General features: G+C 58.1%; 14 protein-coding genes. All 14 read left to right on the top strand.

Translation table 11 applies throughout. The features are described from left to right. Positions 1-210 precede the first annotated feature (210 nt). The 14 genes from HMPREF1323_RS09165 to glgP all read left to right on the top strand — a co-directional run bounded on the left by HMPREF1323_RS09165 (position 211) and on the right by glgP (position 20489). A complete protein-coding gene (locus HMPREF1323_RS09165) occupies positions 211-714 on the top strand; it encodes a hypothetical protein (RefSeq protein ID WP_156795181.1) in 504 nt (167 codons plus the stop codon). Positions 715-1162: 448 nt separating this feature from the next. Continuing rightward, positions 1163-3178 (top strand): TonB-dependent receptor, encoded by a 2016-nt coding sequence (locus HMPREF1323_RS02910; RefSeq protein WP_083845335.1) that lies wholly within the window; start codon positions 1163-1165, stop codon positions 3176-3178. Then, positions 3175-4341, top strand: coding sequence for a YncE family protein (locus tag HMPREF1323_RS02905; protein WP_009432650.1), 1167 nt, complete (start codon positions 3175-3177; stop codon positions 4339-4341). The genes HMPREF1323_RS02910 and HMPREF1323_RS02905 overlap by 4 nt, the downstream gene beginning before the upstream one ends. A gap of 10 nt (positions 4342-4351) precedes the next feature. After that, positions 4352-5383 (top strand): hypothetical protein, encoded by a 1032-nt coding sequence (locus HMPREF1323_RS02900; protein WP_009432574.1) that lies wholly within the window; start codon positions 4352-4354, stop codon positions 5381-5383. 20 nt (positions 5384-5403) lie between these two features. Continuing rightward, positions 5404-6774 carry a DUF5074 domain-containing protein gene (locus HMPREF1323_RS02895; RefSeq protein WP_009432660.1) on the top strand — a complete coding sequence of 457 codons (1371 nt, stop codon included), beginning with the start codon at positions 5404-5406 and terminating at the stop codon, positions 6772-6774. A gap of 35 nt (positions 6775-6809) precedes the next feature. Next, a complete protein-coding gene (locus HMPREF1323_RS02890) occupies positions 6810-8153 on the top strand; it encodes a leucine-rich repeat domain-containing protein (RefSeq protein WP_009432551.1) in 1344 nt (447 codons plus the stop codon). A gap of 77 nt (positions 8154-8230) precedes the next feature. Then, a complete protein-coding gene (locus HMPREF1323_RS02885; protein ID WP_009432598.1) occupies positions 8231-9730 on the top strand; it encodes a leucine-rich repeat protein in 1500 nt (499 codons plus the stop codon). 87 nt (positions 9731-9817) lie between these two features. Next, on the top strand, positions 9818-11098 hold the full coding sequence (locus tag HMPREF1323_RS02880; RefSeq protein WP_009432556.1) for a hypothetical protein: 1281 nt from the start codon (positions 9818-9820) through the stop codon (positions 11096-11098). A 1251-nt stretch (positions 11099-12349) separates the two neighbouring features. Further along, positions 12350-13021, top strand: a complete 672-nt coding sequence (locus HMPREF1323_RS02875; RefSeq protein ID WP_009432543.1) for a hypothetical protein — start codon at positions 12350-12352, stop codon at positions 13019-13021. A 106-nt stretch (positions 13022-13127) separates the two neighbouring features. Further along, a complete protein-coding gene (gene uvrC / locus HMPREF1323_RS02870; RefSeq protein WP_009432575.1) occupies positions 13128-14951 on the top strand; it encodes an excinuclease ABC subunit UvrC in 1824 nt (607 codons plus the stop codon). 13 nt (positions 14952-14964) lie between these two features. Further along, positions 14965-15420, top strand: coding sequence for a D-aminoacyl-tRNA deacylase (gene dtd / locus HMPREF1323_RS02865; RefSeq protein ID WP_009432567.1), 456 nt, complete (start codon positions 14965-14967; stop codon positions 15418-15420). A gap of 100 nt (positions 15421-15520) precedes the next feature. Beyond that, positions 15521-16108 carry a sugar O-acetyltransferase gene (locus HMPREF1323_RS02860; protein ID WP_009432652.1) on the top strand — a complete coding sequence of 196 codons (588 nt, stop codon included), beginning with the start codon at positions 15521-15523 and terminating at the stop codon, positions 16106-16108. Positions 16109-16280: 172 nt separating this feature from the next. Continuing rightward, a complete protein-coding gene (locus tag HMPREF1323_RS02855; RefSeq protein WP_009432544.1) occupies positions 16281-17756 on the top strand; it encodes a CCA tRNA nucleotidyltransferase in 1476 nt (491 codons plus the stop codon). A 156-nt stretch (positions 17757-17912) separates the two neighbouring features. Beyond that, complete coding sequence (glgP, locus tag HMPREF1323_RS02850) at positions 17913-20489, top strand: alpha-glucan family phosphorylase (protein WP_009432676.1); 2577 nt, start codon at positions 17913-17915, stop codon at positions 20487-20489. Positions 20490-20586: the final 97 nt, after the last annotated feature.

The following is a 20586-nucleotide window of genomic DNA, read 5'->3' as shown; positions in this document are numbered from 1 at the left end:
AGCTTGCTGTACCAGCTCTCGCAAAAGGATAAGACGGCTACCTTATTTACCGATCTGGAAATACCGATCATCTCCGAGCGGGCTTCTGTGAGAATCTATGGATATGGAGCGGAGTACTTCCAGTGGTCGCCTGAGAGCATAAGCCGAAGAGGTATTACAAGCGATCATCAAAAGGGGCTGATCGTAGGGGATATATACCTTCAGACCCGAGTGCGCTTGCTGGCGGAGAATGCTGGATGGAGACCTAATGTGGTGCTGAACTATACGCTGAAGACGGCTTCTCCTAAGCCGATAGCCAATGAGGGTATGCGCTTCTTTGATACGCCTGGCTACTTCTTCCATCTGGAAGTCGGGCGCAATCTATTGTCCCCAGATGCTTCGCCTGTCAGCTTAAGGCTAAGCGGACATATTGGCTTTATGTGCTGGGAGACTGTCCAGAAGCAGAATGATGCCTTTACGTATGCCCTCACACTATCCTCTCAGCTACAGAACTGGCATCTTGCGATCCAGCTGGGTGGATATAACGGTTGGATGAAGCATAGCTACGGCTCGGAGTATGGCGATGAGCCGATGCACCTTTCGGCAAGATGTAGCTACCGCATCAACCGTCATCTCGCTGCCTCTTGTGGCTTAGAGCACGGGCTGCGAGATTACCCCTTCACCCAGCTCTCCCTGGGGCTCACCTATACCTCTGATTATCGCCTCTTCCATTAGTGGAGAAGGGTAGCAGGCAGGAGCTTACCTCCGCTGCTTGCGCCCCCCCCTACCACAAGGAGATAAATCAACCTATATAGGTCGGCGGGCTGACCTATATTGGTCCGACGACGAAGCTATATAGGTCGCGATGACGACCTATATAGATCCACCCGCCGACCAATATAGGTTCACACCACCCCCATCCGCAAGACAGCATCCTTCCCTCCCATAGCTCCCCCGCCGTACTCCGCGCTGAAAGGGCTAACTGTGATAGCGAAGCAGCCCCGTCTTTAGGCTATTCGTAAGATGACGGCTGGTGTGGCTATCAAGATTGACCGTCAGCCCTCGCATCATCACTCTCGCGGGCAAGCCCACCAAAAGCCTTACCTTTGTACCCAATAGCTAGTGTCAGAGAGACGCTACCAAGACAAGCCCCCCCCTCTGACTACTAACTGAAACCGACTTAATGAAACTTCATCATAGCAGACAGCGTGCGCTCCTGCTATTATGCCTCGTGCTACTTCCTCTGACTAAGGCTTGGGCTGCTGGGCATATTGACAGTATCCACGTCCTCGAAGGTGTGGTCGTCACGGAGCGCTTGATCCCGAAGGATGTCATACCCGCACAAGTCTTGGGCGGGCGCGACCTCCAGCGCCTTAGTGCCGTGAGCGTAGCTGATGCCTTACGCTACTTCGCCGGCGTCCAGATCAAGGACTACGGCGGCATCGGGGGGCTGAAGACGGTGAACGTGCGCAGCATGGGCTCCCAGCATGTGGGCGTCTTCTATGATGGCCTGCAGCTGGGCAATGCGCAGAACGGGCAGATAGACCTCGGGCGCTTCTCCCTCGACAACATGGAGACCGTCTCCATATATAATGGTCAGCGTAGCACCATCCTCCAGCCTGCCAAGAGCTTTTCTTCGGCGGCTGCGCTCTATATGACCACGCGTCGCCCCTCCTTCTCTCCCGAGCGTAAGACCAACCTCAAGGCGGCACTCAAGGTGGGCTCCTTCACCACCCTCAATCCCTCCCTCCTCTACGAGCAGCGCCTCTCCCCACAGCTCGACCTCTCGGTAAGCAGTGAATACCTCTACACCTCGGGACGCTACCCCTTCTCCTATCGGAAGAAAGATGGCTACGACACCACCGCCGTGCGTCACAATGGCGATGTGCACTCCCTGCGCTTTGAGTCGGGGCTCTTCGGTCGCTTGGATGAAGGCGAGTGGCGCGCCAAGGCTTATCTCTATCGCTCTGAGCGTGGCTATCCTGGTGCCTTCGTGCGCGAAGAGCCGGGGAAGTTCAAGCACGAGGACCGTCAGTGGGACACCGATGTATTAGCACAAGGCTCGCTGCGCAAGACCTTCGGCAGGTACACCCTCTTGGCCAATGCGAAGTATGCCTACGACTACCTGCACTACCTCTCCGACCCGCGTCTGGATGTGACGACGATGTACGTCAATAACCACTACCACCAGCACGAAGGCTACCTCTCCACCGCCCATCAGCTCGCCCTCGGCAGCGACTGGCGCATGGCGTTAGCTTCGGATGTGCAGTACAATACCCTCACGGCTGACCTCCGGGACTTCGCCTATCCCACACGCCTCACCCTGCTGACCTCGGCGGCAGCAGACTACACGCACGGGGGCTTCAAGGCGCAGACCAGCCTCCTGCATACCTACGTCCATGACTGGACGAAGGCTAAGGATGGACAAGCCCCCGAGAAGAGCGTATGGACCCCCACCTTCATCGCCAGCTACAAGCCCTTGGCTGAGCACGACCTCAGCCTGCGTGGCTTCTACAAGCGCATCTTCCGCATGCCCACCTTCAACGACCTCTACTATACCTTCATCGGCAATAAGTACCTACACCCCGAGTATACTACGCAGTACGACCTCGGGGCGGTCTATGCCAAGGCGTTTACTCGTGGGGTGCTGCGCCGCTTCGAGGTGCAAGCCGACGGCTATCTGAACTATGTCGACGACAAGATCATTGCCGTACCGACCTCGAACCAGTTCCAGTGGACGATGATCAACCTCGGGCACGTCCGCATCCGTGGTATTGACCTCACCCTCGAGACGCAGTGGCTACTGGGTGCCGTCACCGCCTCGACACGCCTCACCTACACCTATCAGAAGGCCCAAGACCTCACCGATCCCTCCGACAGCTACTATGGTGGGCAGATACCCTATATCCCTTGGCACAGCGGATCAGCCATCGTCACCCTCGGCTGGCGGGGCTGGGTGCTGAACTACAGCTTCATCTACACGGGCGAACGCTATGACTCCAGTGCCAACATCCGCGAGAACTATGTCCGCCCGTGGTACACCAGCGACCTGACGCTCTCGCGCCCCTTTGCCCTCCGTCGCCACCAGCTACGCCTCACTACCGAGGTGAGCAACCTCCTGAACCAGCAGTACGAAGTCGTACGCTCCTACCCCATGCCGGGGACGAACTTCAAACTGAAAGCCGAATACACCCTATGAACCACTTCCGAGACCTCCTACTGAGCCTCCTCGTGGCTATGGTCGCTCTCTCCTCTTGCCGCAAAGAGGAAGAGATCATTCCTTCGTCCCGTGTGCGTGTCGGAGTACCAGGCCGCCCAGGAAAGATCAAGGGCTTCTTCCTCCTCAACGAGGCGAACATGGGCTCCAACAAGGCCACCCTCGACTACTACGACTACACGACAGCCTTCTATACACGCAACATCTACGCCGAGCGTAACCCCAATGTCGTCAAGGAGCTGGGCGATGTCGGCAACGACCTCCAAATCCACGGTAGCCGTCTCTATGCCGTCATCAACGTCTCAGGACTCATCGAGGTCATGGACGTGCGCACCGCCAAGCACATCGGCAAGCTCTCCATCCCTAACTGTCGCTACATCGCCTTCAAGGATGGCTTCGCCTACGTATCCTCCTACGCTGGTCCCGTCAAGATCGACCCCAACGCACGCCTCGGCTATGTAGCCAAGGTAGATACCGCCACCCTCAAGGTCGTAGCCGAATGCCCCGTAGGCTACCAGCCCGAAGAGCTCCTCATCCAGGGAGACAAGCTCTACGTAGCCAACTCAGGCGGCTACCGCGCCCCCAACTACGACAAGACCATCTCCATCATCGACCTAAAGACCTTCACCGAGGAGAAGCAGGTCGATGTCGCCATCAACCTTCACCGCCTTCAGCTGGATAACTACGGGAAGATCTGGGCATCTTCGCGCGGTGACTATAAGGGCGTCCCTTCCCGCCTCTTTGTCTTTGACCCCAAGACCGAGCACGTCACCAAGACACTCGAGGTCGCTTGCTCCAATATGGCTGTCTCCGGTGATTCCCTCTTCGTCTACAGCTCCGAGTGGAGCTACCTCACGGGGAAGAACACCATCAGCTACACCGTCATCGACACCAAGAAGCAAGAGGTCATCGACCGCAACTTCATCAAGGACGGCACGGACAAGGAGATTCAGCTACCCTATGGCCTGGCCATCAATAGCGAGCAGGGCGAACTCTACCTCACCGACGCTCAGGACTACGTCCACCCAGGACAACTCCACTGCTATGACCTCAAGACGGGGCGCCGTAAGTGGAGTGTCAAGACGGGAGACATCCCTGCGCACATCGCCTTCACGACCCAGCCACTTCACCCCCTTCATCACTAAGGATACGACAATGACACCGCATTATATCCAGCGTACCTTCACGGCGCTCACCCTCCTTATCGTCCTCGCTTTCGTAGCGTGCAAGAAGGAGACACCACGCCCTGAGCCTCTACCTACCACGCATAGCCCCTACATTACGCGCGTCCTCGAGTACCTCCCAGCCGTGGGACAGTTCACGAACGAACTCCCCAAGTATGAAGCAGGCGACACGCAGGAGGATATGAACCGAAAGGCCTTGGATGAGCTTAAGGATAATAAACGAGGCTTGGTCACTCTCGGTGGCTGGGGCGGATATATCGTGGTTGGCTTTGACCACACCATCACGAACGTAGCTGGGCAGCGCGACTTCCGTGTGCTCGGCAATGCCTTCTACAGCAGTAGCAAGAAGGAAGCCTTCGAAGCTGGGAGCTGTGAGCCGGGGATTATTATGGTCGCCTACGATGCCAATCACAACGGCCGCCCCGATGAAGACGAGTGGTACGAAATCGCAGGGAGCGCACACGTCGATCCCACCCAAGAGCCATGGTATGCCTTCCTCAAAAGTCACGCCCCACAAGCAGACCTCAACTGCTATCGAGACTTTGAGATGACCTACTACCGTCCAGCCAATGAACCTGCGTCCAACGAAGTGTGGAGCACCTACATCCGCTGGCAGGACAACAAGGGCAACTCCGGCTACAAGGTCAAGAACCCGTTTCACGCACAGCCCTACTTCCCGCAGTGGGTCAAGGGCGATAAGCTCACCTTCCGCGGGACGCGCCTCCCACAGAATGGCTACAACCAGAGTAGCGAAAGCCCCTATTACGTGCTGTATAAGTTCCGTTATGGCTACGCCGACAATGCGCCGAGCGACAGCAAGGATGCCACCATCGACATCGACTGGGCTGTCGACAAGCAGGGGCGCAAGGTGTACCTCCCTGGGGTAGACTTCATCAAGATTTATACGGGTGTCAACCAAGAGAACGGCAACCTCGGCGAATGCTCTACGGAGATTTCGGGCATCACGGACCTCCATCTCCTCAAGGAAGACATCCCTAACTAACTTCACTAACCTCCTCCACCATGTATAAGAAGATTCTCATCGCCAGCCTCGCTCTCATCGCTGGCCTCGCCTCCTGTAAGAAGGACGATCCCACGCCAAGCCCTAATCCTCCCTCGACTCTGACGATCGACGGAGTAGCAAGCAGCTTAGAGTTCTACCAGCTCGACACCGCTCACCTGAGCGTCGCTGGTGTAGCGAAGGACGCTGCTGCCAAAGCCGTATGGGTAGTGAACGGCGCGAAGGCTGCCGAAGGTGCTACCTTCGACTTCACCACCGCTCATCCTGGGAAGTATGAAATCACGCTCACCGTCGACGGCAAGAGCGCTAAGCAGACCTACACTGTTGCTCCCCGCTTCTCCGAAGGCGCCTTCCTCCTCAACGAAGGGAACTTCGGCAATGAGACGGGCTCACTGACCTACATCCACCCCTCCAAGAAGCTTGTCATCGATCAGGCTTACTACCGCGTCAATGGCACGAAGCTCGGGAACGTCTGCCAGGACCTCGCCTTCGGGAATGACCAGGTCTATATCCTCTCACAACTCGGTCCCAAGAATGGCGGTGAAGGCCTCCTCACTATCGCAAATAGTCACTCCCTCGAGAAGGTCAAGGTCTACAACGACGAGGCTCTCGCACAGAGCACCCCTACACATATCGCTGTCCTGCGCGACCACATCTACATTCGCACTGAGCGTGATGGGATCTTACGTGGCTCCTCAGAGGGAGGATTCACACCTATCACTGGGACAAAGAAGGCGCTGAAACAGCGTATGGCACAGATCGGCGAGCGCCTCTTCGCCCTCACCTCCGACAGCAAGGTGCTGATGATCCAGGGTACGCAGGTCGTCCGTGAGCTGGACCTCTCACCCGCCAAGCCCTCGGGTATCGCCGTCAGCCACGATGGTAAGCTTTGGGTATCTACGACGAGCCCCAATGCGATCCTCAAGGTAGATCCCACCCCTGACAACTTCGTCGCCCTCGACACCCACATCCTCGACAAGTCCATTTCAGCAACAGGCCCCCAAAGTTGGGAGCGTACCACCTCCTCCGCCTTCTTCGCTCACGGCGACAAGCTCTACTTCACGGGCCAAAGCTCCGTCATCTACTGCCACGACTTCGCTACGAGCAAGACCTCTCAGGTCATCGATGTCAAGACGATCGATGGCGTAGGTACCTCGGCGAACAAGTACTACAACAGCCTCGGCGTCGACCCTGCTACGGGCGAACTCTACTACGCAGCCTTCGAGGACTACGGCACCTACAACAAGAAGAACGTGACGATGGTCCTCAAGGCCGACGGCACGAAGCTCCTTCTGAAGGAGCAGGTAAATTCCTTCCCCGCAGGCTTCTACTTCATCCCCAATGCGGCCAACCGCACTGGGGCCAACCGATGATTTATCCTAATTAGTTCACTTAATATTCACCTAAAATGAAGAAAACTCTCCTCTCTACCCTCGCGCTTATTGCCCTCGGTGGAGTCGTCACCAGCTGCGGCAAGGAGCAGAAGGATGCGCCTCAGCCCGCTGGCAACACCAGCGCTCGCGCTACGGAGCTCCCCGCAGGCGAGACGATCACGGGGTCGATCCAGACCGACAGCCTCGCCCTTGTAGACCTCTACAAGAGCCTCGACGGGATGAACTGGTCGCACTCCAACAACTGGAATAGCTCTCGCCCCGTAGCTACTTGGGCAGGCGTCCAGGTAAGCGACGTCGCAGGCGCACCTCGTGTCACCGCCCTCTACCTCGGCGGCAACAAGCTCCGTGGCACCCTGCCTAAGAGCATCGGACAGCTCACCGCTCTGCGTTCGCTCCAGCTGCAGTACAACCGCGAGCTCACGGGTACCATCCCCGCCGAGCTCTATCAGCTGACCCACCTGCGCTCGCTGCGTCTGCGCTTCACGAGCCTGACGGGCGAGGTATCTCCCGCCATCGGCAAGCTCACCGAGCTTGATACCCTCGACCTCAGCAATAGCCGCTACGACCTCAGCATGTGGTGGAATGGCGATCCCGCTACCGCCAAGGAGCACCGCCCCAACGGGAAGACCCTCACCGGCTCGCTCCCCCGCGAGATCGGTCAGCTGACGAAGGCACGCTATATCGACCTCTCCTTCCAGGGCTTCACGGGTACGCTCCCCACGGAGATCGGCGCACTGAAGAGCGCTAAGTACCTCTCCCTCTATGGCTGTCACTTCTCAGGTGAGCTCCCCGCCTCGCTCGGCGCACTCGCTCAGCTCGAGTACTTCTCCGCAGGCCTCAATGAGTTCTCGGGAAGCCTCCCCGCCTCCCTCGGCTCGCTGAAGAGCATCCGCGAGATCCACATCTCGGGCAACAAGCTCACGGGTGCTATCCCCGCCTCGCTCGGTGCGCTGAAGACGCTCCAGCAGCTCCACCTCGCAGGCAACCAGCTCACGGGCACGATCCCTGCTGAGCTCGCTCACCTCACGGGTATCTACGTCATCGACCTCAAGGGCAACAAGCTCTCAGGCACGATCCCCACAGACCTCGGTGGCGCACAGCAGAGCCTGCTCATCTCGGTAGACCTGAGCGACAACGACCTCACGGGTACGATCCCCGCACGCATCAAGCGCTATCTGCCCGATGCAGCTAAGTACGCTGGCCTGCATGGCCTGCCCGACTACGGCTACACGATGTTCGTCCTCTCGGGCAATAAGCTCACGGGCAAGATCCCCGCTGAATACCTCGCTTATCCCAAGACGCTGCAGCTCCTCCTGCCTCAGCAGGCTGGCTACGGCTTCTCTAACGAGCCTAAGTAACTCCTCCCGCACACCCGCCCTTAGCTCTCGTAGTATGAGGGCGGGCGTGCCTCTATATTTCATCCCAACCCACAACTATGATTAAGAAGTTTCTCCCCCTTGCCTTAACCCTCACTCTGGGTCTCGCCTCATGTAGCAAGACCGACACGCCCGTCGTACCTCAGAGCGGTATCACGATCACGAGCGGCGTCCTCTCAGCCTATCCCGAGAAGGAGATCGCAGCCACGGGCCTCGTCTCCCTCCCCGAAGTCACCGAGATCTCAGCCAAGGTCTTCGAGGGCTACAAGACGCTGAAGACGGTCAAGGCCCCCAAGCTCACGAAGATCGGTGATGCTGCCTTCAAGGGCTCGGCACTCACCAGCCTTGAGCTCGGTGCTACCGTCCCTACGACGAGCGATGATGCCTTCGGAGGGACGTCCGAAGAGAAGGACCTCATCGTCCCCGCTGACAAGGTCGCTGACTTCGCAGACTTCGCGAAGAAGCACCACTTCAAGACCATCAACGGTGCGCCCATCCCTGGTACCGAGATTGAGATCAAGGATGGCGTACTCGTCACCTATCCTATCGACAAGACTCCTGCCGATGGTGTCGTCACCCTCGAGGCTACCGTCACGGAGATCGCTGATGGCGTCTTCCTCGACAATACGAAGCTCACGGCTATCCACGCCCCTGGTGTGAAGAAGATCGGTAAGGCAGCCTTCAAGAACTGCTCCGCTCTTATGACCGTTGACTTCGGTGGTGCACAGCGTCCACCGCTGGCTATCGACGAGACCGACAAGACCTACGGCACGGCTGAAGATGCCTTCTGGGGCACGCCCGAGGAGAAGGTACTCGTCTTCGATGAGAGCAAGAGCCCGAACTTCCTGCAGTACTTCGAGTTCATCGCACGCCACCACTTCGCTAAGCTCGACGGCATCACCATCCCCAAGAGCCTCGACAGCAAGTACTTCAAGGTCAAGGGCAGCGTACTGACGGATATCACGAGCGCTGGTCAGAGCTACCTCGCTGGTCAGGGCCGCAATGGTGTCCTCGTCCTCCCCTCGAGCATCACACGTATCGACAATGGCGTCTTCACACAGAGATTCCAGAACTTCAAGGCGATCTACGCCGAAGGGGTGACAGAGGTAGGTAGCTTCGCCTTCCAGCAGACGGGTAGCCTCAACTTCGCTCACCTGCCCAAGCTGAAGAAGCTCGGCGAAGCCGTCTTCACCGACAACGCTTCGCTGACGGCTGTGAACTTCCCCCTCCTCGAGGAGATCGGGCATATCTGCTTCAATGGCGGCTCTAACATCAGTGGGAATGGTCTCAAGATCACCTACATCAGCCTACCAGCTGTGAAGAAGATCGGTCGCGGAGCATTCCACGGCAATTATAAGAACTCCGGTGTCGCTGTCCTCCTTGGTGCTATGCCTCAGGTAGACTTCACCCCCTACAGCGATGATGACCCTTTCCACGATGGTAGCGTAGCCTTTGGTCAGATGAAGGATCCCGTCCTCTACGTGACCCCTGCAAATAAGGCAACCTATCAGATCACCGACGGTAAGTGGAAGAACTTCACCGTCAAGGAACTGAAGTAATCCCCCTATAGGCAAAGGCGAGGCAGTACCACACCCGTGGCTGCCTCGCCTTTCTTCCTCTCCGACCCTTAGATACACGCCTCGACTATGAACTACCGCATCTACAGCGTAGCCCTTGCCCTCGGCCTCCTCACGGCCTGCGGTGATAAGCCTACGCCCCTCCCCCAGCCCACACCGACACCAACGCCTGTACCCACACCGACACCAGAGCCCACACCGCCCGCCTACAAGGACTATGAGGGCTATACCCTGATCTTCAACCAAGGCCTTGCCGCTGTCCTGACGAGCCAGCCCGATGGCGTGGGCGTGGCCTCCAGCCTAACCCTCCTCGACCGTGAGGCGAAGGCCCTCCTCCCCGTCTTCTCCGACAAGGGCACCCCGCTTAATAAGGAGTACGATGGCCAAGGCTACCTCTGCGAAGGCACGCTGAGCGAAGCGGGCGACTATCTGGCCTATATGGCGAAGTACGACTTCACCGACGATAGCGAGCACGCCTCACGCCTCCTCCTCTTCGACCGCAAGACGATGCGCCTCACGAAGAACCTACGCATCACCCAGCCCGATGGCGACGAGTGGGTACGTCAGTCCTTCACCTTCGACGACGGTACGACTTACCTCTCCTTCGACAAGAAGCACTTCTACCGCCTCGATCCCGAGACGGGGAAGATGACCGCCCTCACGGGTATCTTCGGCTACCCCACGGGCGCAGCATCTTGGCAGGACAAGGGCTACTTCTTCGTGCGCTATGAGTCCGCAGCCTTCGCCTTCGACAAGGGAAGCACCGCCGCACGCAAGCTCCCCATTGCCCTCTCGGGAGCACAGATCAAGGATATCTTCCGTATGGGCGCTCAGGTCGTCCTCCGCGACACGGCGAACCGCTATTACCTCTTCGACCTCGCTGCGGGGAAGGTCCTCGCTGTCTTCACGCTTAGCGAACCCATCGGCCGCAGCGTCACCATCGACCTCGCCACGCACCGCATCTATTACTCGGGGGGTACGCCCAATCTCAACGGCGCCGAGGCCAAGGAGCGCAGTGTCTACACCGCTACCATTGACACCAGCCGTCCCGCAAGTGAAGTACAAGGCCTCACCTCCCAGCTCCTCTACACCATCGCAGGGCGCACCGAGGCGGACAACCGCCAGGGCTTCAAGATGCAGGTAGGCTATCACCCCGACCTCAAGGCGCTGATGGTCTCCTACCTCGACCAAGGCCGCTCGGGCCCCCTCCTGCACGACCTGACGAAGCTCCTCCTGCTCCAGCTCCCCACGAGCCCCAGCGAGAGCGTGAAGGAGCTACGCACCTTCGACCTGCACTACGCCTCTGACGTCAGCCTCTTGAGCGTCATTCGCCCCCGCCCCACGAAGTAGCCCTCTGATAGGCTCACTTCTTACTTGTGTATTAGGATCTCCCCGAGGATGCGCCTCCCGCTCCTCGGGGAGATTTCTTTTTCTCAACAGGGAAAAGCGCTCCAAGCGAGCATACCACAACGCTCTGTACTATAGTCCCATACCGCACCCCGTACAAGGCGGGGAAAGTAACCAGTACTGGTCACTCGGCTGACCAGTACTGGTCGCAGCGCGAAGCAGTACTGGTTGCTATCAGTTACCAGTACTGGTCGCCGAAGTGACCAGTACTGGTTCACATACCCTTCTCCTCTTCTTGTCGTGGTAGCTTTTCGCTATAGCTACATTTGCGATAGACGCCTCTTGCGCCACCACCCTACCACAGGGTGATAAATCGACCTATATTGGTCAGCGGGCTAACCTATATTGGTCCGACGACGAAGCTATATAGGTCGCAATGACGACCTATATAGGTCAACCCGCCGACCAATATAGGTTCATACCATCCCCATCCGCAAGACGTATCCTTCCCTCCCATAGCGCCCCCGCCGTACTCCCCGCCGAAAGGGCTAACTTTGACCACCAATTGGGGGGACTACCTTAAAACAGAGGAAGTAATAACATTTAAGTAAAATGAAGAGGATAAAGATCATTCGTTTGTTGGCAACTTATATTTGCCATGATCCATTTGCCTATAGTCCTACTTATACATGGGATGCCTTTCCTCCTATTATATATAAGGAAAGAGAAAGAATACTTCCTGTCTTAAAGGCGTGGGAACATAAGGGATACTTAACTGTAGTATATGATGATACCACAGCCTTTGTTCTTAACGTGGAGAAGTTGCCATCAAAAGAAAGGCTAATAGAGGAAAGTCGCAATGTATAGTGTACTTCCGCAATAAAAAGGGGAAAGAAAGTCCAGTGAATTGCATAGAGTTGTGCCTCTATTGGTTTAAAGATCGCGACCTATATAGGTCGACGCGCGAACCACTATAGGTTTGCACCCCGAACAAGTAGTGGTATGCACCCATTTCACTATTGTTTGTACCACGAACAAGTAGTGGTTTGCACCACCCCCCTTACGCAAGACGTATCCTTCCCTCCCACAGCTCCCCCCGTCGTACTCCCCGCCGAAAGGGCTAACTTTGATAGCGAAGAAGCCCCAGCTTTAGCCACTTCGTGAGCCGACGACCTGCACATAAGGATTGTGCTACGCACTTAAGTGGGATATTCAAATCAGAGATATTAAGGGGATCATCCATAGTATAGGAAAATGAAACTGACACTGATAAGGTGGAATTTACCATACAAAGAGTTCCACAAAGAGCATGTTTGCTTAGCACGATTAGATCGCTACAACAAGACGCGCTACTCGCGTCGTAAGAAGCAGGAGGGTCTGCTGGAGCTGGCTTCTCGCGAAGCCCACGAGAGGCAGGCGGTTTACTTCGCCACGATCCTCAACGATGATGGTAGCCCCTACTGTGCGATGGAGTCCAACGTCGGGTACTTTGGTCTTGACTTCCTACAAGACAACTATGCCGACTTTCTGACCTTCCAATATAGATCTGATAGCGAGCATAAGGGGAAGCTCTTCCTGAAGGCCATCTTCTTATTCGAATGCTATCCAGGGACGACAGAGAAGATGCGACGTACAGACTTCACATATACTCACGAAGGAGGGTGTTTGTCTGTCATCCTCCAAGGGAAGGAGTATGATGGGACTTATGAAGTGATCCGTACGCAGCATCCCACGATCTCAGCGGAGGAGCTGGAGAAGCTCTGGGTTGACTATCCGAAGTTCGGTGAGTACGACCAGCTCATTCGTCTGGATCGCATCCCTCAGCTGGCTCGGGAGCGCATCCTCGAGTACACGGACAAGGAGTTCCCCGCCTTCCGCGAGTACCTCCAGCGAGACATCGACCGTTACGAGCAGCCTACGAAGTAGGCGCTTTGCGAGCCAGCGGCTTGCGCGCGAGCGGGAGCGCACCATCTTTCCCTTATCTTTGTTGTATTGGGGGCGACTTTGCCCCACCTCCCTCAGATAAGACACGATGACGCTCGACGAAATACGCAAGATCCTCCCTACGCTCCCCGAAGCCCCCGGCTGCTACAAGTACATCGGCCAGGAGGGCACGATCATCTACGTCGGGAAGGCGAAGAACCTTCGTCGCCGCGTCAGTAGCTACTTCCAGCGCGACGTACCCAGCTCGAAGACCCGCCTTCTGGTGCGCCAGATCCGCGGTATCGAGTACGTCGTCGTGGGCTCCGAAGCTGAGGCCCTTATCCTCGAGAACTCCCTCATCAAGGAGCATCAGCCCCGCTACAACATCCTTCTCAAGGACGACAAGACCTATCCCGAGGTCGTCATCCGCCATGAGCCCTTTCCCCGCGTCCGTGTCGAGCGCCGCCCCGCCCACGATGGCTCGGTGCGCTTCGGCCCGTACCCCAACGTCGGGATGGCACACGCCGCCGTAGCCATGGTGCGCGACCTCTACCCTATCCGCACCTGCGACCTCGACCTCTCCCCGCACAAGATCGCCCAGGGCAAGTACAAGGTCTGCCTCGAGTACCACATGAAGAAGTGCAAGGCGCCCTGTGTCGGCTACCAGACTGCCGAGGACTACGCGCACAACATCCGCGAGATCACGAGCCTCCTGCGTGGGAACCTCCGTGACGTCATCGACCTCTATCGTGAGGAGATGCTTCGCCTCAGCGAGGAGCTTCGCTTCGAGGAAGCGCAGATCTACAAGGAGCGCCTTCAGTACCTCGAGAACTATCAGGTCAAGCACACCGTCGCTCCGCACCACATCCACAACGTCGACGTCTTCAGCTTCGACGAGGACGAAGACGGCGCGACCTACGTGAACTTCATGCACCTCACCCAAGGGATGGTCACGCAGGTCTATACCATCGAGTACCGTAGCCTCATCGAAGGCGAGACGCGCGAAGAGCTCTTCGCCAGCGCCATCACCGAGCTACGCCAGCGCTTCGCCTCACGCGCCAAGGAGCTGATTCTGCCCTTCGACCCCGGGTGGCAGGACGATGCCAGCGTGACGATCACCATCCCTCAGCGTGGCGACAAGAAGAAGCTCCTCGAGCTCTCCGAGCGCAACGTCCGCCAGTACAAGGTCGACAAGTACAAGCGTGCCGAGCGGCTCAACCCCGATCAGCGCCTCATGCAGATCGTCACCGAGCTGAAGGACCTCCTGCATCTGGACAAGCTCCCCCTACATATCGAGTGCTTCGACAACTCGAATATCCAAGGCTCCGACCCCGTAGCCGCCTGCGTCGTCTTCAAGCGCGGGCGCCCGTCGAAGAAGGACTATAGGAAGTTCAACATCCGTTCGGTCGAAGGGCCCGACGACTACGCCTCGATGCGCGAAGTCGTCACGCGCCGCTACCGTCGTCTGAGCGAAGAGGCAGGAGGCGAAGGTCTCCCCGACCTCATCCTCGCCGACGGAGGTAAGGGGCAGATAGGCGCCATACGTGAAGCCCTCGCTGAGCTGGGCCTCGCCATCCCTGTAGCGGGGCTGGTGAAGGATGACCGCCACCGCACGGCAGGGCTCCTCTTCGGCACGGACACCCTCGACGAGATCCCCGTGCGCCACCACAGCCCGACCTTCCGTCTCCTCGAGCAGATCCAGGCGGAGGTGCACCGCTTCGCCATCACGTTCCACCGTGACAAGCGCAGTAAGAGCCAGCTCTCCTCGCGCCTCGACTACATCAAGGGCATCGGCCCGAAGACGAAGGACGAGCTCCTCACGGCCTTCCGCAGCGTGCAAGCCATTGCCTCCGCGAGCCTCGACGACCTCACCGCCGTCATCGGTCCCGCCAAGGCCCGCATCATCTACACTGCCTTCCACCCTGAAGGATAACCCACTCACAACCATGCGCTTCCTCATCCAACGCACCCGCTCCGCAGCCGTCCATATCGACGGAATAGCCGTCGCCGAGAGCCACGGCCTCGGCATGCTCATCCTCATCGGTATCTCCCCCGACGACACCGCGGAGGACATCGAGTACCTCGTGAAGAAGGCCACACAGCTGCGTATCTTCGACGGCGAAGACGGGGTGATGAACCGCAGCATCCTCGACGTCGGCGGGGACATCATCGCCGTATCGCAGTTCACCCTCATGGCAGAGACGAAGAAAGGCAACCGCCCATCCTACATCCGTGCCGCCCGCCCTGAGGTCGCCGAGCCCCTCTACCGCGAGGTCGTTCGCGCCCTTGAGGAGCGACTCGGTCGCCCCATCGGCACAGGTCGCTTCGGCGCCGACATGCAGGTATCTCTGACGAACGATGGCCCCGTGACCATCTGGATCGACAGCAAGGCACGCGAGTAAACAGCGAAGCGCACCGCAGAAAGGCGAAGAAAAGAGAGGTGTGTTCCACGTGGAACACTCACCCACTCCACCCACACATCACTACACCAAACCACATGCCATGACCCAGAGAGAGCGACGCCAAGCAGGGCTATACTTCTGCGCCATCGATCCCGAGATCCACGAGGAGCGACTGCGAGCACAAGATCTCACCCAGCGCTACAACGCCCTACACCCCGACCAACACGAAAAAGCCAACGAGATTATCCGCTCGCTCCTCGGCACAGTGGGCGAACGCTGCCACTTCGTACCACCCATCTTCTTCGACTACGGATCGAACGTCCACATCGGGAACTTCAGCTTCGTCAATAGCAACTTCACCGCGCTTGATGCGGGACGCATCGATATCGGCCGCCACGTCTTCATCGGCCCCAACGTCAGCATCTACACCTCAACCCATCCGCTACTCGCCGAGGAGCGCAACACGGGCTACGAGCAAGGCAAGCCCGTGAAGATCGGCGACAACGTGTGGATCGGCGGCTCAGTGACGATCCTCGGTGGCGTCACCATCGGCGAGGGCGCCGTGATCGGAGCAGGCAGCGTCGTCACAAGCAATATACCTGCAGGCGTCATCGCCGTCGGTGACCCTTGCCGTGTGCTTCGCGAGATCACCGATGCTGATCGCGTGCTCCACGACATCGAGCCCTAAGCATATTATACCTAAGCATATTATATATGTACGCGCGCGAAGCGCGAGAGGGCATCAGGTGCAGTTCCACGTGAAACGCACCCGATGCTTTTCTTCCACAAAGCGTGGGTGACCGCACTCCCCACGCAAGAAACCCGTATCTTTGCAGCCGAAGAAACCCAACTAAGAAAGGATGCTCAGCGAAGACTTGCTCTACGAAAAGGAAGATGAGATCTACGACAAGGTAGATACCCCCCTCTTTCACCTCATCGGCGAAGCCGCAGACGAACTCGGCGTAGACGCCTACATCGTCGGGGGCTATGTGCGTGACCTCCTCCTCTACCGCCCCTCGAAGGATATCGACGTCGTCTCCATCGGGCGCGGCATCGACTTGGCGCAGGCGGTAGCGAGGCGCCTCGGACGTGGTGCACACATCTCGGTCTTCGCTCGCTTCGGCACGGCACAGGTCAAGCAGGGCGACCTGGAGATTGAGTTCGTAGGTGCTCGTCGTGAGAGCTACACACCCGACAGTCGCAAGCCCTTCGTCGAGGACGGTACGCTGGAGGAAGATCAAGAGCGCCGTGACTTCACGGTCAATGCTCTGGCCATCTGCCTCAACGCCGACCGCTTCGGTCAGCTCGTCGATCCCTTCGATGGCCTGCACGACATGGAGGCGCTCACGCTACGCACACCGCTTGATCCCGACATCACCTTCAGCGACGACCCGCTGCGTATGATGCGTGCCATACGCTTCGCCTCACAGCTCGGCTTCTTCATCGACCCCGACACCTTCGCTGCTATCGGACGAAATGCTGGGCGCATCGAGATCATCTCAGCCGAGCGCATCGCCACAGAGTTCAATAAGATCCTCCTCTCCCCTCGCCCATCCATCGGCCTCGAGCTCTTCGAGAAGACCGGGCTGATGAAGCTCATCTTCCCCGAGCTCCTCGAGCTCAAGGGCGCCGAGACGCGCGACGGCATCGGCCACAAGGACAACCTCACCCACACCTACAAGGTCGTGGACAACATGGCCAAGACGCTCGCCACCGCCCGCCCTGGGCACGAGATGAATCTCTGGCTCCTCTGGGCAGCGCTCCTCCATGACATCGGGAAGCCCCGTACGAAGCACTTTGACCAGCGCCTCGGCTGGACATTCCACAACCACAACTTCATCGGCATGAAGATGGTGTCGAAGATCTTCCGCCGCCTCCGCCTACCGCTCGACCACAAGATGCACTACGTGGAGAAGCTCGTCGACCTGCACATGCGCCCCGCCACCCTCGTCGATGAGGGCGTGACGGACTCTGCTGTGCGCCGTCTGCTCTTCGAGGCGGGAGATGATATCGACGACCTCATGCTCCTCGTCGAAGCCGACATCACAAGCAAGAACCCCCAGCGCGTACGCAAGTACCTCGACAACTATAAGGTCGTTCGTCAGAAGCTCATTGACATCGAGGAGAAGGACCGTATCCGCAACTTCCAGCCACCCATCTCAGGCCAGCTCATCATGGATACCTTCGCCCTCACGCCTTGCCGCGAGGTAGGGCTCATCAAGGACGCTATCAAGGACGCTATCCTTGACGGCACGATCCCCAACGAATACGAGCCCGCCTATGAATTTATGCTCCGCGAAGCAGCCGCTCTCGGCCTCACCCCAGCGAAGAAATAGGCACTCCCCTACCCCACTTCACAGAGATACCACTACCCGTTACTTTATGATCTTGTCGTAAAGTAACGGGCAGTGGTTTATTATCAGTACCTTTGCACCATCAAAAAAGGATAGTCGACCGACTGTCTCCGATTGCTTAGAAGAAGGAATATATTTATGATCGTAACAAAGCGCGCCAACGATCCCGTCTGGACGAACATCTATGCTTATGCCCAGCTGCCCGCTGAGCTGCGTAGACTCGACGAGATCGCCCACAACCTCTGGTGGGTATGGACCCCCAAGGCACAGAATCTCTTCCGCCGTATCTCTCCCGAACTCTGGGAGTCGACCGAAGGCAATCCTATCACGCTCACTCGCCTGCTCTCCGCTGAGGAGATGGCAGCCCTCGTCGCAGACAAGGACTTCATGGCGCAGCTGGACGAAGTCTATGCCGACTTCCAGGCCTACATAAACGAGCCTGCAGACGCAGTACGCCCCTCCGTCGCCTACTTCAGCATGGAGTACGGTCTGACGAATATCCTCAAGATCTATTCCGGCGGTCTTGGCGTCCTCGCTGGTGACTACCTCAAGGAGGCCAGCGACAGCAACGTCCGCCTCACCGCCGTCGGCTTCCTCTATCGCTACGGCTACTTCACCCAGAGCCTCAGCCCCGAAGGCCAACAGCAGGCGAACTACGAAGCTCAGGACTTCACCCAGCTCCCCATCGAGCAGATCTTCGAAGAGGACGGGCAGACGCCCCTCATCCTCGAGGTGCCCTATGCTGGCCACACCGTATATAGCCACGTATGGAAGGTCAACGTCGGCCGTATCAGCCTCTACCTCCTCGACACCGACATCCCACAGAATAGCGAATGGGATCGCCCCATCACGCACCAGCTCTATGGCGGCGACTGGGAGAACCGCATGAAGCAGGAGTACCTCCTCGGTATCGGTGGTGTGCTCCTCCTCAACCGCCTTGGCATCTCGAAGGATGTCTACCACATGAACGAAGGTCACGCTGCCTTCATGAGCGTACAGCGTCTCCTGGACTACGTCGAGGGCGAAGGTCTTCCCTTCGACGAAGCTCTCGAGCTCGTCCGCGCCTCCTCGATCTACACCTGCCACACGCCCGTCCCCGCTGGTCACGACTACTTCGACGAGGAGCTCCTCGGCAAGTATCTCGGTCACATCCCTGGGCGTCTCGGCATCTCTTGGCATGACTTCATCAGCCTCGGCCGTGAGAATCCCGAGAGCAACGAGAAGTTCTCCATGAGCGTCTTCGCACTGAATACCTGTCAGGAAGCCAACGGTGTGAGCCTGCTGCACGGTCGCGTCTCGCAGGAGATGTTCGCCCCTGTATGGAAGGGCTTCTTCCCCGAAGAGCTGCACGTCGGCTACGTCACCAACGGCGTCCACCTGCCTACGTGGGCCTCTGCTGAGTGGCAGGAGCTCTACACGAAGCACTTCGGCAAGGACTTCATCAAGAAGCAGACCGAGGAAGCTACCTGGGCGAAGATCCAGCAGCTCCCCAACGAGACGATCTGGGAGACGCACCAGGCTATCAAGCTCCGTCTCATCGAGCATATCCGCACCTTCTACGGCGAGAAGTGGATCCGCAACAGCGCCAACCCCGAGACGACGGTATCCGTCCTCGAAGGCATCAACCCCAACGCTCTGATCATCGGCTTCGGTCGTCGCTTCGCTACCTACAAGCGTGCGCACCTCCTCTTCACCGACCTCGAGCGTCTGGAGCGTATCGTCAACAACCCCAAGTACCCCGTACAGTTCCTCTTCACGGGTAAGGCACACCCCGCCGACGGTGGTGGTCAGGGCCTCATCAAGCATATCCTCGAGATCAGCCGCCTACCTCAGTTCCTCGGGAAGATCATCTTCCTCGAGAACTACGATATGCGCCTTGCCAGCAAGCTCATCGCTGGCGTAGATATCTGGATGAACACCCCTACTCGTCCTCTCGAAGCCTCGGGCACCTCAGGCGAAAAGGCCGAGATGAACGGTGTCCTCAACCTCTCCGTCCTCGACGGATGGTGGTACGAAGGCTACCGCAAGGGTGCTGGTTGGGCGCTCACCGACAAGCGCACCTTCGCTGATCAGTCGCTGCAGGACAAGCTCGACGCCACGACGATCTACGACCTTCTCGAGAAGGAGATCGTACCTCTCTACTTCCAGCGCGATGGCAAGCCCTACTCCGATGGTTGGGTACAGACGATGAAGAACTCGATGAACTTCATCGCTCCTCACTACACCATGCGCCGCATGATGGACGATTACTACGAGCGCTTCTACACGAAGCTCGCCGAGCGCTCAGCTCACCTGCACGCTGACTCGAACCGTATCGCCCGCGAACTCACCGAGTGGAAGCGTGCTACCGCCGAGGCTTGGGATAGCATGCAGGTCGTCTCTGTCGACGGGTCCGAGAGCGCAGCATACATGTCCAACGAGCGCCACACAGGCGACGAAGAGACGGTACGCCTTGTCCTCGACAAGGGTGCCCTCACCTCGGACCTCGAGGTTGAGCTCGTCGACGCACGCGAAGATGCTCAGGGTCGACTCCGCTTCGTAGCGAAGACTGCCCTGACACTCATCGAGCGCAATGGCTCACGTGAGGTCTATGAGCTCCGCTTCAAGCAGGCTCGTCCTGGGCACTACAAGCGCGCTCTGCGTATCCTACCTTCGTACCCCGAGCTCCCACATCGTATGGACTTCGCGCTCGTGCGCTGGGTAGCCCTTCAGTAAGGGTCTCCCCTACCCCATCACTTTATACAGCACGTCCCGGCAGTTCTGCAGACTGTCGGGACGTGCTATATATACGCGGCTCTTGTAGCTCACTGCA

Origin of the sequence: Porphyromonas sp. oral taxon 279 str. F0450 (genome assembly GCF_000292995.1) — a bacterium.
GTDB classification, from domain to species: Bacteria; Bacteroidota; Bacteroidia; order Bacteroidales; family Porphyromonadaceae; genus Porphyromonas; species Porphyromonas pasteri.
This window is presented reverse-complemented; position numbering and strand designations above follow the sequence as displayed.